Source organism: Emticicia oligotrophica DSM 17448, assembly GCF_000263195.1.
In the GTDB taxonomy this organism is placed as follows: Bacteria; Bacteroidota; Bacteroidia; order Cytophagales; family Spirosomataceae; genus Emticicia; species Emticicia oligotrophica.
Window position 1 is genome coordinate 2,595,923 of the sequence record NC_018748.1, and the last position, 14,481, is coordinate 2,610,403.

Consider the following 14,481-nt stretch of genomic DNA (forward strand, 5'->3'; position numbering starts at 1 on the left):
GTTTGAGTTGTAATTTTATGACAAATTTGAGGTGTAAAATTAACAATTTAAAATATTTTAAAAAAACATTCTTCATTATTTACAGAATTAACTTAAAATTCATGAGAAGGTATGTTAACAATCCTTAGAAAAGATTTTTTTTGGGTTTATTTAGAGTAAAAAAATAAATTAAATGTATATTTTGACAGCATTGAAGGTATTTTTTTGATAAAGTTAGTGTAAAATATTTGACATTCTTGAAAAACATCAAAAACTTCATTTAATTTGTTTAAATATCTTTTTAAGAAAATTCAAATTAAGAAATGTAGTCATGCTAAAAGCACTCAAATTAGATTCAACAGCAGAAAAAAACATCAAAACCTGGCTTAAAGGTAAATACGACTCTGAAACGAAAGCCAGTATTCAGCAATTAATTGATGAAGGTAATGCAACTCAATTAACTGACTCATTCTATAAAAATTTAGAATTTGGCACAGGTGGTATGCGAGGTGAAATTGGTGTTGGGTCAAATCGTATGAATAAATATACGGTTGGTGCTGCTACTCAGGGTTTGGCAAATTACTTAAACAAAACATTTGCTGGCCAAGATATAAAAGTAGCCATTGCTCACGACAGTCGTAATTTCTCGCCAGAATTTGCTCGTGTTGCTGCCGATATTCTTTCTGCCAACGGAATCACGGTTTATTTGTATAAAGAACTCCGTCCGACACCGCAGCTTTCATTCACTGTTCGTCAGCTTGGTTGCCAAAGTGGGATTGTAATTACTGCATCGCATAATCCACGTGAATATAATGGCTATAAAGTTTACTGGACTGATGGCTCACAAGTTGTTGCTCCTCACGATAAAAATATTGTAGCCGAAGTAAATGCCATTACTAATGTTAAAGATATTAAGTTTAGAGGAGTTAAAAAGAGAATCAAGATGATTGGTGAGGTGCTTGATAAAGCTTATTTGAAAGCGGTAAAGAGCATCTGCGTTAATCCAAGAATGATAAAGAGGCAGTCAGACCTAAATATCGTATTCTCATCTATACATGGAACTGGTATTACAATGGTGCCAAAGGCTTTGGCTCAATTAGGCTTCACAAATGTTAATATTGTAGAAGAACAAGCTACTCCTGATGGAAACTTCCCAACAGTGGTTTATCCAAACCCTGAAGAGCAAGAGGCGATGAGTTTGGCATTGAAAAAAGCTAAAGAACTCAATGCCGATTTAGTTATAGCAACTGACCCCGATGCCGACCGTGTAGGTATGGCTGTGAAAGACCCTAAAGGCGAATGGCAATTATTGAACGGAAACCAAGCAGCAAGTTTAATTATTTATTATTTACTGAAGGCATGGAAAAAAGCAAAGAAACTTACTGGAAAAGAATTTGTTGCTAAGACAATCGTAACAACAGACCTCATCGATGAGATGGCAGCAAAGGCAGGCGTAAATTGCTACAATACACTTACTGGCTTTAAATACATTGCTCAGGTAATCAGAGAATTAGAAGGTGAGCAAACATTTATAGGTGGAGGTGAGGAAAGCTATGGTTATCTGATTGGCGATAAAGTACGTGATAAAGATGCCATTGCTAGTTGTGCTATGATTGCCGAACTTACGGCTTTTGCCAAAAATGAAGGGCTTTCGCTTTTCGATTTCTTGGCAGAAATGTATCAAAAAAATGGCTTCTACTATGAAGGCTTAATTTCATTGACTAAAAAAGGAAAAACAGGAGCCGAAGAAATCCAACAAATGATGTTAGATTTTAGAGCCAAACCACCAAAATCATTGGCAGGTTCGAAGGTTATTCGAATGGATGATTATAAATCACTCATAACAAAAGACCTAAAAACAGGCGAAGAGAAAGCCATTCCTTCTGGAAAAATGGGTATTGAATCTTCAAATGTGTTACAATTCTTTACAGCCGACGGAACCAAGTTTACATGCCGCCCTTCTGGGACAGAGCCAAAAATCAAATTCTATGTTGGTGTAAGAGCTAAATTGAAGAAAAAAGATGAGTTTGATGCAACACTAGCTTCTCTTAAAGAAAAGGTGAAGACTATTCAGGCTGAACTGAATTTGAACTAAAATTTTAATGCAATTATAAGTAACCCTGTAAGTATAAACTCTTGCAGGGTTTTCTAATAAAATTATGCAAAAGTATTATTTGGCACAGGTAAATATCTCAAAATTATTGGCACCCATTGATAGCCCATTATTAGCTGATTTTGTTGCACAGCTAGATGAAATAAATGCATTAGCAGAAAAGAGCAAGGGTTTTGTGTGGCGTTTAAAAGGGGATAATGAAAACGCAACGGCCCTCAGGATTTTTGATGATGCTGATATAATCATTAATATGTCGGTATGGGAAACGATTGAAGATTTAAAAGAATTTGCCTTCAAAACAGCTCATGTTGGTGTGATGCGAGAAAGAAATAAGTGGTTTGAGAAACCAAGTGGAGCAATGCTTGCCTTGTGGTGGATTCCCCACAATTACACACCTACTCCGCATGATGCTAAAGAAAGATTAGAAAGCATCAATAAAAATGGCTCAACTCCTTTTGCGTTCACTTTTAAAGATGTATTTTTACCAATCGTTTAAAAGCTGAACCTCTTCAAACTAAATTTTACCTAAATGTTACGATTTGGAAACATAATTATAATATTATGCATTTTAGCAAATCAACACATTTACTGTCAAGTTCTTTCTGAACAAAAAACAACTAATCAGTTTAAGGTTGTCGTTGCCGAAGTAGAAATAGCGGGTCGTATTGTTCCACTAGCCAACTCCTATAGTATAGGCTACGAAGATAATGCCATTGAGTTAACTCTCAAATCAATGCCTACGCTCTCGAATATTTCTTATAAATATCGAATTATAGAAGATAGTTTTGAAGGAGATAAAGTTTATCCATGGACTAATTTAAAGGAAGATGTAATTCGCATAGATACACTGAATCCTGCTATCTATCATTTCGAAATAATCGGAATTTCAAAGCATGATAATATTCAAAGCAAGCCCATTTTTGTTGAATTTAAGATAGAATATCCATGGTGGCGTTCTTGGTGGTTTTGGGGGGCGTGCTTCGTAACCCTTTTTGGCTTATTTTATGGAAGAGAGCGTTTCTTGAAGTTTTGGGCTGATGAAGAACAAAGGCATTATAAGCAAGTAACTGAGCTAGAACTTCGTACGCTACAATTACAGATGAATCCACATTTTGTATTTAATGCCCTCAACGCCGTTCAAAGTTTTATTCTTACGAGAGATAGCATCGCTGCCAATAATTATTTATCGAAGTTTGCCAACTTAATTCGTTTATTCTTAGATTCTTCAAGAAGTAAATATATTACCCTTTCCGACGAGATTAAACTACTAAGTTTGTATGTAGAAATGGAAAGATTAAGGTTTGATAACAAATTTGAATTTCATCTAAATATTGCTCCTGATGTTAATCAATTTGTTGATATTCCAACCATGATTCTACAGCCTTTCATCGAAAATGCAATCAACCATGGTTTACGTTATAAAACAACACAGGGTAATTTGTATATCCATTTCTATAATCAAGGGAAATATTTGGTTTGCAAAATAGAAGATGATGGTGTTGGTCGAGAACGAGCTAGGCAGATTCAAGCGAAGTCAAGAAAAGGGTATCAATCACAAGGATTAAAAATTACAGAAGAACGCCTACGAACTTTTAATATGATAGCAGATTCTGATATTAGATTTTCAATTAATGACCGTATTGAGAAAAACGACGAAGAAGAGGCGGATGTAGGAACTTTAATTGAAATAAAATTTCCAAAATTTGGTTAATACGTAATCATTTTATTCTTTTGTGTGGCATAAACATTGTTTTACTTTTGCTAATAAACTTTTAATCAGCGAACCAAGATAAGCTAAGACTTTAATGGTTTAATTAAAAGTTGCTTATAAAATAATGTAGGGTTTAAGCTGTTTTTTTACATAAAAAACCTAATTATAATTTTGTTTGTAAGGTACATAAGATGTTTGAAATTGCTTAATAAAAGATTTGTATAATGTATAAGGCTATCATTGTAGATGACGAAAATCGTAGTGTTGAAACCCTAAGAATCATTCTTCAGCAATTTTGTTCGAATGAAATAGAGATTGTTGGTACAGCAAACTCTATTGACGAGGCATATACACTTATTCAAACTGTTGCTCCGCATATAGTATTCCTTGATGTTGAAATGCCTCATGGAAGTGGTTTTGATTTATTAGAACGTATCTCTAAACCTAATTTTGAAGTTATCTTCACAACGGGCTTCGACCGTTATGCCGTTACAGCTATCAAATTCAGTGCCTTAGATTACCTTTTGAAGCCAATTAATATAGAAGAAGTGATAGAGGCTGTTTCGAAGGCAAAAAAACGTATAGAGGGTAAGCATACCCAAAATAACCTTGAGCACCTTATAAATAATCTTAGACATCCGCGAGATAAAAATAATAAAATTCCAATCTCGGTAGTTAACGGATTCCAGTTTGTGCCTGTGAATACAATTGAGTATTGTGAAGCAGATGACGATTATACCTACATTCATTTGACCGATAATCAGAAACTTACAGTATCAAAGAATATCAAAGAATTTGAGGATATATTAGCTAATTATGATTTTTTCCGAATTCATCACTCGTTCTTAGTGAATCGTGATTATATAAAAAAATATGTAAAAGGTGAGGGAGGAACTATTCTTACAGAGCATGGGCATGAATTGCCAGTTTCTCGTCGTCGTAAACAAGAATTTTTAGAATGGCTCAGTTCTTATTGATTTCGCTTGAAATGTAAAAACAATAGCTACCTTCTAATCATTTCTCTAGAGCCCCTAAAAAAAGAAAAAAATACTACTTCAGTACAAAAATCGACCTCTTCTATTTTTTAAAACTACCGTTTAAAAATAAATCCGCCACTTACCGAATTTTACCCGCCACTTACCGATTTGTTGTTGTACCGTTTAATTATGTACTGTAATATTGTTTCAGTAATTCAAGCAACAAAGCTTTATAAGTTATCCTTTATAGTCAGATGAATAAACTACTCTATAAAATCCCATTAAACCTTGAAGGTTTTACGGTGGTTCAAAATGTGGTGAGCCAGCCCACTGGAGCAAATTTGGCGATGAGAGTTGCTGGCAAACGCAATATGATTCAGCTAAAGGATATTCTTTATTTGAAAAGCTCTAAGAATTACACAATTTTTAAACTGAATGATGGTAGAGAAATAATTAGTTCAAAAACACTAAGAATTTTTGAAGAAGAGCTTTTAGAGATTTCAAACTTCGTAAGACCTCACCGTTCTTACATTATCAATCTTGAATATGTAGATGATTTATATTTCAACTGCCGAGGTGGTGAAATTTTAATTCATGATCAAAAGATATTTATTTCTCGCAGAAAAGCGGCTGAGTTCCGTCGTAATTATCGTAGATTCTTACGTAATACAGGACAAAACGTTTCTTCTACGATAAAAATGAAGACAACTATCCGAGTTTCCTAACAGTTACTCGTGGTTAATTTTTACTTTTTGGGTTACGAGGAATAAAGTGCTGGTAAAATCCGGCACTTTATTTTTTTATACACACTTTAGTTTTCTACACTAATATTATTAGATACATTTATTCCTTCAAAAATATAGCCTTCACGAGCACGCTTCTATATTCTTTTCTTAACTAAATTTGCTGAAACACAAGTATTTGCAGGTGAGTACATGAAGATTCTTTAAATAAGAATTGAGACTTTTGCAATAAAAATATCAGCTAAAGAAACGAAACCATTATAAAAAAAAACTATGGAAAAAGCCCTAACATTCAAGCATGTTAGCTATTTATGGGATGAAGCTAAAGCCGCAGAACTAGCTCAAAATGAAGTAGATTTGTTTATTTATCGCTCAAACCTACTGGGTGCCGATTTACGCCTTACTAACTATGCGGGTGGGAATACCTCTTGTAAAATTACAGAAACAAATCCTGTGACAGGCGAACCAGCAGAAGTAATGTGGGTAAAAGGCTCAGGCGGAGATATTGGTACACTTACTAAAAAAGGTTGTGCTAATTTGTATGTAGATAAACTACAAGCATTGAAAAAAAGATATAGAGGTTTAGCATTTGAAGATGAAATGGTAGAGTTATTTAATCATTGCTTGTTCGACCCTAAATGTGCGGCTCCTTCAATAGATACTCCCTTACATGGTTTATTACCATTTAAACACATCGACCATCTTCACCCAGATGCACTCATTGCTATTGCAGCAAGTAAAGATGGAGAGGCTATCATGAAAGAAATTTGGGGAGAAACGATGGCTTGGATTCCATGGCAACGCCCTGGTTTTGATTTGGGTTTACAATTAGCCAAAACTGTTGAAGAAAACCCGAATATTCGTGGGGTAATTTTAGGAGGGCACGGTTTATTTACTTGGGGTAATACTTCGTATGAATCATATATCAATACTTTAGAGGTTATTGAGATGGCTTCAGAGTTTTTAACTGCTAATTATGGAAAAAAAAGCCCAGTATTTGGTGGTGCCAAATTAGATTCAAAACCAGTAGAAGAGCGTAAAATGGCTGCCGCAGAAATTATGCCTACTTTACGTGGTTTAGCTTCAAGTTATCGTCAAATGATAGGTCATTTTACTGATGACCCAAGAGTATTAGAATTTGTTAATTCAAATGATTTAGAGCGTTTGGCTCAGAAAGGAACTAGCTGCCCTGACCACTTCTTGCGTACGAAAATTCGTCCGATGGTATTAACGGGAACTTCAAAAGAAGCCATTCAAGCACAGTTTGAGGCCTATCGTGCCGATTATGCCGCTTATTATGAGCGTTGTAAACATGATAATAGTCCAGCAATTCGTGATTCAAATCCAGTTGTAATTTTGTACCCACAAGTTGGTATGTTTACGTTTGCTAAAGACAAACAAACTGCACGAGTGGCGGCAGAGTTTTATACAAATGCCATCAATGTAATGAAAGGAGCAGAGGCTGTATCGGAATATGTTGGCTTAGATGAACAGGAGGCTTTTGATATTGAATATTGGTTATTGGAAGAAGCAAAACTACAAAGAATGCCAAAGCCAAAATCACTTTCTGGAAAAGTAGCTTTTGTAACTGGCGGAACTGGAGGAATTGGTAAAGCTATTTGCGAAGAATTAATGAGAGAAGGTGCTTGTGTAGCTGCTGCTGACCGCAACTTGTTAGAAGAAGTACAAGCCGAATTGCGTCAGAAATATGGAAAAGATGCTGTCATTACCACAAATATTGATGTGACAAATCCAGAAATAATAGCAGAATCACTTCGTAATACAGTTTTGGCGTTTGGGGGCGTTGATATTGTGGTAAACTGTGCGGGTCTTTCAATTTCAAAAGCACTTGAAGACCATACACTTGCTGACTGGAATTTGCTTCAAGATGTATTGGTAAAAGGTCAATTCTTGGTATCGCAAGAATCTGTGAGAATTATGCGTGAACAAGCTACTGGTGGTGATATTGTGAATATTGCTAGTAAAAATGCCCTATTTGCAGGGCCTAATAATGTTGGTTATGGAACCGCAAAAGCTGCCCAAGCACACATGACACGTTTGATGGCTGCTGAGTTGGGTAAAGATAAAATTAGAGTAAATACCGTAAACCCAGATGCCGTATTACGTGGTAGTAAGATTTGGGAAGGTGAGTGGGCTGAAGGCCGTGCAAAAGCCTATGGTATTAAAGTGGAAGATTTGCCAAAAATGTATGCTTCTCGAACACTTCTCAATGAAGAAATCTTAACAGAAGATATCGCTAAGGCTGTAAGGGTATTTGTTGATGGCAGTTTATCAAAATCTACAGGAAATATCTTGAATGTTGATGGTGGTGTAGCGGTAGCATTTGTAAGATAAAAAGACTGCGAACGAAGGCGTTTTGATACTATAAAGCAAAAATGAGTGAATTTAATCCAAATTCACTCGTTTTCTTTTAAACTTTTCTGAAACCTAGTTCAATCGTTGATTGATTTCACATTAGTTAAGTTGCCTTAAAACTCTTTCAAACAGTATTTCACTACGATTATTCTAGAAATATGTATAAACTACAGTTCAACCCCAGCGATAAGACGCCTAAGTACAAGCAAATTGTGCAGTCGATAATTGTGGATATAGAGCGTACTGTACTGAAAAAAGATGAGCAATTACCTTCTATAAGCGAGTTGAGTGAAGAGTATTATTTAGCACGAGATACAGTAGAAAAAGCTTATCGCGAATTAAAAGAACGTGGTTATATATCATCGGTGCAAGGTAAAGGCTTCTATGTAAATGGGAATGACCATAATAAGATGCGTATCTTGTTGGTTTTCAATAAGTTAAGTTCATACAAAAAGCTTATTTATTACGCTTTTCTGAAGGTTTTAGGTAATAAAGCAAGTGTAGATTTACAAATTCATCACTATGATAGTCGGATTTTTGCCGAAATAATTGCCAATAATGTTGGAAAGTATAATTACTATGTAATCATGCCACATTTTTTCCCAGAAACCGAAAAAGTGTCCGCTTTGAAAACATTGGAAAAGATTCCTTCGGAAGAACTCATTTTATTAGATAAAGACTTACCAGAATACACCAAACCTTGCTTGAGTGTCTATCAAGATTTTGAAAAAGATATTTTTGATGCCTTAGAAGAACTAAGAGATTTACTCGAAAAATATAGCCGTATGGTATTGGTTTTTCCAAGTGATGGGAATTATCCAAATGAAATCGTACGTGGATTTCGACAATTTTGTGTTAATTTTGGAAGAGAATTTCTAATAAAAGAAAACGCTATTGATGAAGCATTGCATACTGGTACGGCCTACTTAGTGGTAGAAGAGACAGATTTGGCTGAATTAGTTAAGAAAACTCGACAATCAGAATTAAAATTAGGGCAGGATATAGGTATCATTTCTTTCAATGAAACTACACTGAAAGAACTATTGGAAATTACGGTAATTACTACCGATTTCGAGACAATGGGCCGCACGGCTGCCGCCCTTTTGCTTGATAAAAAGCAGATAAAAGTAAAAAACCCTTTCTACACCATTCGTAGAAAGAGTTTATAATGAGTGAGCGTTTTAAGTATTTACCTATTATATATGCCGAACACTACCAACTTTTCAAGCTATCAGAGATATTTTTAGAAAGTTATTATTTAGCTAAGAGCTCATCTAATTTAGTCTGATATTCTTTAAATTGTTCAAGGCCTCGATGATGCCCTCCTTGTAAAGTAGTGAGGGTTTTATCGAGGTTTTTATTTGCTGCTTCAAGTAGTTTGATACTTTGTTTGTAAGGCACAACCTCATCATCAGTTCCATGAAAAACGTGCACGTCACATCTTACACGAGGAAGCCATTCGTAGGCATTTACTTTAAATTCTGATACGTATTTGAACGGAAAAATTGGTAAATGGCTAAATGCTACATCAGGAAGGCTATAGTATGGAGTTTCGAGGATAAGCTTCTTTACTGCATTATTTGACGCAACTTTAATAGCTGCTCCACAACCCAGCGAACGTCCGTAAAGTACGATTTGGTCTGGATTGTATCGACGACTTAAATCATCAAAAATAAATTGAGCGTCATACAAGAAATTTTGTTCATCCAAACGCCCATTACTTTTGCCAAAGCCTCTATAATCGTACATCACCACATCATAACCTCTTTGAGTAAACTCAGTGGCGTGTTCTCCCCAGCGGGCTAAATTATCAGCATTTCCGTGAAAATATAACACAACACCTTTCGAAACAGTATCCTGCGAAGCGAATCTTAAGGCATTTAAGCGAATTTCGGGTGAAACCTGAACATAAAACTCTTCCGCTTTAGGAAATTCGTACAGATAATCTTTCGCTAGCTTTTTTGGATGTAGAACAATAAAACGCTGGAAAAGAACTAATCCAGCTATTAAAATTACATAAAAAGTAAGAGCAATCTGAAGGTATTTTGGCTTAAACACAGGTTGAAATTAATAGATAATGAAATAATTAATAATAATTCTTGGTTCGATTTCACAGACCCAATGCTCACTTAATAACCAATATGTTTATCAAAAATTAAATCGAAGCGGTCGAGTAAAATTTCTTCGAGATGCTTATGATATTCTGGAAAAGATGGCAAGTTATTATGTCCTCCACCATAAATTGGAACTAAGCGAGTTTTTTGCGGGGCTAATTTAGCTAATTTTACGCTTGACCGAAACGGTATTAGTAAATCTTTTGTACCATGAATGATATAAACATGACATTTGACAAATTTGATGTACTCATCGGTACGAATAGAAAACCGAAGAATCATCGAAACTGGTAAGAAAGGTAGGAATCGGCTTGTTAGATGCGAGAAACTATAATAAGGTGCATCGAGAATGAGCATTTTAGGGTTATTTCTTGAAGCTAATTTACAGGCAAAACCCGAGCCCAACGAACGTCCGTAAATAACGATATTTTTTTCATCATAACCTCGTACGAGCATTTTATGATAAACCACCTGAGAATCGGCATACATACGTTCTTCGTGGCGTTTACCTGTGCTCTTGCCAAAGCCTCGATAGTCAATCATCAAAACATCATAGTCATGGGCAATGAAATCTTTGGCGTATTTTGCCCAACCTTTTATGCTTCGTGTATTACCATGAAAATAGATAACCAAACCACGGGTTTCTTCTCCTAAATCATAAAATAATAGGCCGTTAATTCTTGCTCCATCAGGCATATCGAAAAATAATTCTTCGAAGTGTTCATCATAGCGAAACTCAAAATCTTGAGATAATCTTTCTGGTTTAAAGATGAAATACTCTTGAATTTTATAGGCTATCAAGCAAATAATTAAATAAAGCACAATTACCCCAATGATAATTTCTGTCACTGACATATAGCTAGATGGTTAGATAGAGTGTTTGCGAATTTAAAGAAAAATCGTGAAATTTATTGAATTTCGACTCTTTTATGAACCAAACTAGCTAGAAAAAATCATTAATTTACTTTTTCCACTTTTTTTTCATTAGCTCTTTTGTCACTTCTTTTGAGCTATTGCAGTAATTATTTTCATACTCTTGTACTAGTTCACCGAGTAAGTCTTTTAACGTTTCGAGTTTTTCTTTACCCAAAGTCTCACCAAATTTTTGGTTAATGAAATTAGTGCAATTTCTCCACTCAAGCATGGCATGAAGCCCTTTCTCTGTATATTTTACCACAAGGGCACGGGCATCTGTGGGGTCTTTTTCAACGTTTACATAGCCATCTTCTTGAAGTTCTTTTACGATTTTACTCATGCCTTGCTTGGTCATGCCAGCAGCTGCAGCTAAGGAATTAATATTTGTACCACTTAAATCTATTTGCACTAATGCAACAATATGCCCTACTCGAAAGCCCGTAAAGTCGGTGCCTTTAAGATAGTCGCTTGCCAAATCACTCATGTAGCGATAAGTCCTATTGAGTAATTTTCCCAGCAAGCGTGTCTTGTTTGCTTTTAATGCAGCAACCTCGGCATATAACTCTTCGTTCATGATTTTATTCTCAGAAATGGTATCTGATTAAGATTTTGTTAAAAGTAAATTTAATACAAAGGTAATACAAAAAAAATAATTGTCAACTTGCTTGACTAATTTAGTAAACTTGGTTTACTTTGTGCTGTCAAATTAAAATCGAAAGACTACTCTAAATAAATTGTGGTTACTAATTGGCCAATTAGTTTGTATTTAGCGATAAGCTTTTATACTGAAATGCTCAATAGTAAACTTCAAAAAACTAAAAACAAATACTTGAACTAAAACAATGGAAAACGCACCAAAGAAATCGTTTAAAAACTACATTCCAAGAATTATTTTACTCTTAATTGTAATCGGAGCGGCAATTTATGCTTATCAGAAGTATCAGTATAACCAACACTTCGAAACCACTGATAATGCACAGATTGAAACTTATACCGTGCCCGTTGTACCACGCGTAGGTGGATACGTCAATACGGTGAATATGAAGGATTTTGAAGAAGTAAAGAAAGGACAGCTTTTAGTTGATATCGATGACCGTGAACAACAATTAGCATTAGTAGAAATGGAAGCAATGTATCAGCAAATGCTTACAGATGTAGAAAATGCTCGTGCTAGTATCAAAAATACTAACTTGACAATCGGTGCAGCCGAAGCAAACTTGAAATCAACGGTTTTAAGACAAGATAAGGCAAGAAAAGATGCTGAGCGAGATGCTAAATTATTGGCTGATAATGCTATTACAAAACGCCAAGCAGATGATAGCAAGGCAAATTTAGATATTATCTCAGCTCAACTTGACGGACAAAAGCAGGATATTTCAGCTTCGAAATCTCGTTTGGATATCCTTGTAGCCAATCTTCACAAGGCAGAAGCTGCGTTAGCGGTACAAAAAGCAAAAATCGAGCAACAAAAACTTAAGCTTACCTACTCAAAAGTTTATGCAACCGAAAATGGAAAAATTGGACGTAAGAGTGTAGAACCAGGCCAGTTTATTCAACCGGGTCAAACTTTAGCTACAATCGTGCAAGATTCACTTTATTGGGTTGTAGCAAACTTTAAAGAAACACAAATCAGTCGAATGGCAGTAGGGCAAGAGGTTAAAATCACGCTTGATGCTTTTCCTGAGATGGAATTAAAAGGAAAAATTGCTGATTTCTCTGATGCAACAGGAGCTAAATATGCACTTCTTCCGCCAGATAATGCCAGTGGAAACTTTGTGAAAGTAACACAAAAAATTCCAGTAAAAATTGCCATTGAGGGCGTTGAAAAACTACGTGATAAGTTACGTGCAGGAATGAGTGTAGAGGCTGAAGTGAAAATTAAATAATCGAAACCAACTAATTGTTGGAGAGAAGATTATTCAAACATTAAACTATTTTCATGGAACACACAGTAACTACTAAAATTCCTACTGGTGCTGCACGGTTTGTAATCGTGCTGACAACAGTAACCGCTGCTGTAATGGAGTTGCTCGATACAACGATTGTAAACGTAGCACTTAATCAGATGGCTGGTTCTTTGGGGGCAACAATTGAGGATATTGCATGGGTAATTACCTCTTATGCCATCGCCAACGTAATTGTCATTCCGATGACTGGCTTTTTGGGTGAATATTTTGGCCGAAAAAACTATTATTTAGGCTCGATGATACTTTTTGGGATTGCTTCCTATCTCTGCGGAAATTCTGGTTCTTTATGGGAGTTAGTTCTTTGGCGATTTATACAAGGTATCGGAGGGGGAGCATTATTATCTACATCGCAAGCCATTTTATTTGATGCTTTTCCCGGAAAAGAACGAGGAATGGCGTCGGGTTTATTTGGTATGGGTATCGTATTAGGACCAACACTCGGGCCAAGTTTGGGTGGATACATTGTAGATAATTATACTTGGGGCGATATTTTCTTTATCAATGTACCTATTTGTATTGTAGCAACGCTACTTACCATATTATATATTCCGAAAAAAGAGGGTGAAGGGAAAAACAAAGCCAATATCAAGATTGATTATTTCGGAATCATTTTACTGATTATTGGCATTGGTTCACTGCAATATATCCTTGAAAAAGGAGAGTCGAAAGATTGGTTTGAGTCGAGAGAGATTTCAATCATGGCTTTGGTAGCTCTATTAGGTATCGTTGGATTTATCAGTAGAGAATTAAATACCGACCATCCAGTAGTTAATCTACGAGTGTTTGGTAATCGAAACTTTGCTTTTTCTTCGATATTTGTTTTGGTATCGGGCGTCGGTTTGTTTACTTCCGTTTTCGTTTATCCAGTAATGGTTCAACGAATCAATGGTTTTACACCCTACGAAACAGGTCTTTCATTGTTTTTTCCAACACTTACGATTTTGCCACTTTTCCCAATTTTGGGTAGAGTTATGTCATCGGGGGTATCTCCGATACCATTCGTAATTTCTGGAATTTTGATTTTTGCCTTTTTCGGATTTTACAGTGGGACTGCTACTGCCGATATGAATCGTTGGGATTTTTATCCTATCCAAGTTTTGCGTGGTTTAGGCACAGTAATGCTCCAATTGCCACTCATTAATGCTTCGGTGGCAGGTTTGAAACCCAATGAATTTGGGGCGGGTATCTCACTGACAAATATGATTCGTCAGCTTGGTGGTGCTTTTGGTATTGCTTTGGCCAATAACTATGTGGCTATTCAGTATGCTCAGCACCGCTCTGATTTGGTAGCCAATTATACGCCCAATAATCCTTTATTTTTAGAGAAATTCAATGCGATAAAAATGGGTTTTTTGGCTCGTTCGGGAGATATTTCTCAAGCAACAGCTCAAGCATATCGACAATTAGAATTAATGCTCGACCGCCAGTCTTATTACTTGGCTTATTTAGATACTTTCAGAATTGTGGCTGTATTTTTCTTATGTGTTTTACCATTAGTAACACTTTTAAGAACTAAGAAAAAATCAGCAGAAGAAATTGCAGCGGCCAACAAGGCTACTTCTGAAGCACATTAATTTGGGCAATAA

The 14,481-nt window shown here is 35.7% G+C and carries 12 protein-coding genes; 9 read left to right on the forward strand and 3 right to left on the reverse strand.

Annotated elements, in window-relative coordinates; translation table 11 throughout:
* Positions 1-310 precede the first annotated feature (310 nt).
* The 7 genes from EMTOL_RS10850 to EMTOL_RS10880 all read left to right on the forward strand — a co-directional run bounded on the left by EMTOL_RS10850 (position 311) and on the right by EMTOL_RS10880 (position 9,068).
* Complete coding sequence (locus EMTOL_RS10850; protein WP_015029328.1) at positions 311-2,074, forward strand: phospho-sugar mutase; 1,764 nt, start codon at positions 311-313, stop codon at positions 2,072-2,074.
* Between the two features lie 64 nt (positions 2,075-2,138).
* Positions 2,139-2,588, forward strand: a complete 450-nt coding sequence (locus EMTOL_RS10855) for a DUF3291 domain-containing protein (RefSeq protein WP_015029329.1) — start codon at positions 2,139-2,141, stop codon at positions 2,586-2,588.
* Between the two features lie 33 nt (positions 2,589-2,621).
* Positions 2,622-3,803, forward strand: coding sequence for a sensor histidine kinase (locus EMTOL_RS21790; protein WP_015029330.1), 1,182 nt, complete (start codon positions 2,622-2,624; stop codon positions 3,801-3,803).
* Positions 3,804-4,027: 224 nt separating this feature from the next.
* On the forward strand, positions 4,028-4,780 hold the full coding sequence (locus EMTOL_RS10865; RefSeq protein WP_015029331.1) for a LytR/AlgR family response regulator transcription factor: 753 nt from the start codon (positions 4,028-4,030) through the stop codon (positions 4,778-4,780).
* A 254-nt stretch (positions 4,781-5,034) separates the two neighbouring features.
* Positions 5,035-5,505 (forward strand): LytR/AlgR family response regulator transcription factor, encoded by a 471-nt coding sequence (locus EMTOL_RS10870; protein ID WP_015029332.1) that lies wholly within the window; start codon positions 5,035-5,037, stop codon positions 5,503-5,505.
* Positions 5,506-5,796: 291 nt separating this feature from the next.
* A complete protein-coding gene (locus EMTOL_RS10875; protein WP_015029333.1) occupies positions 5,797-7,878 on the forward strand; it encodes a bifunctional rhamnulose-1-phosphate aldolase/short-chain dehydrogenase in 2,082 nt (693 codons plus the stop codon).
* Positions 7,879-8,057: 179 nt separating this feature from the next.
* Positions 8,058-9,068 (forward strand): GntR family transcriptional regulator, encoded by a 1,011-nt coding sequence (locus tag EMTOL_RS10880; protein ID WP_015029334.1) that lies wholly within the window; start codon positions 8,058-8,060, stop codon positions 9,066-9,068.
* 85 nt (positions 9,069-9,153) lie between these two features.
* On the opposite strand, the gene EMTOL_RS10885 is transcribed toward EMTOL_RS10880, so the two are convergent.
* From EMTOL_RS10885 to EMTOL_RS10895, 3 genes are all read right to left on the reverse strand, one after another.
* The gene (locus EMTOL_RS10885; protein WP_015029336.1) at positions 9,154-9,957 is read right to left on the reverse strand and encodes an alpha/beta hydrolase; all 804 of its coding nucleotides are present in this window, start codon (positions 9,955-9,957) and stop codon (positions 9,154-9,156) included.
* 71 nt (positions 9,958-10,028) lie between these two features.
* Positions 10,029-10,868: an alpha/beta hydrolase gene (locus tag EMTOL_RS10890; RefSeq protein WP_015029337.1), complete on the reverse strand. Its 840-nt coding sequence runs from the start codon at positions 10,866-10,868 to the stop codon at positions 10,029-10,031.
* 106 nt (positions 10,869-10,974) lie between these two features.
* The gene (locus EMTOL_RS10895; RefSeq protein WP_015029338.1) at positions 10,975-11,502 is read right to left on the reverse strand and encodes a MarR family winged helix-turn-helix transcriptional regulator; all 528 of its coding nucleotides are present in this window, start codon (positions 11,500-11,502) and stop codon (positions 10,975-10,977) included.
* A gap of 268 nt (positions 11,503-11,770) precedes the next feature.
* Here EMTOL_RS10895 and EMTOL_RS10900 point away from each other — a divergent pair, with 268 nt between their 5' ends.
* Positions 11,771-12,814, forward strand: a complete 1,044-nt coding sequence (locus EMTOL_RS10900; RefSeq protein WP_015029339.1) for an HlyD family secretion protein — start codon at positions 11,771-11,773, stop codon at positions 12,812-12,814.
* A 53-nt stretch (positions 12,815-12,867) separates the two neighbouring features.
* Positions 12,868-14,469: a DHA2 family efflux MFS transporter permease subunit gene (locus tag EMTOL_RS10905; protein WP_015029340.1), complete on the forward strand. Its 1,602-nt coding sequence runs from the start codon at positions 12,868-12,870 to the stop codon at positions 14,467-14,469.
* The last annotated feature ends 12 nt before the right edge of the window (positions 14,470-14,481 follow it).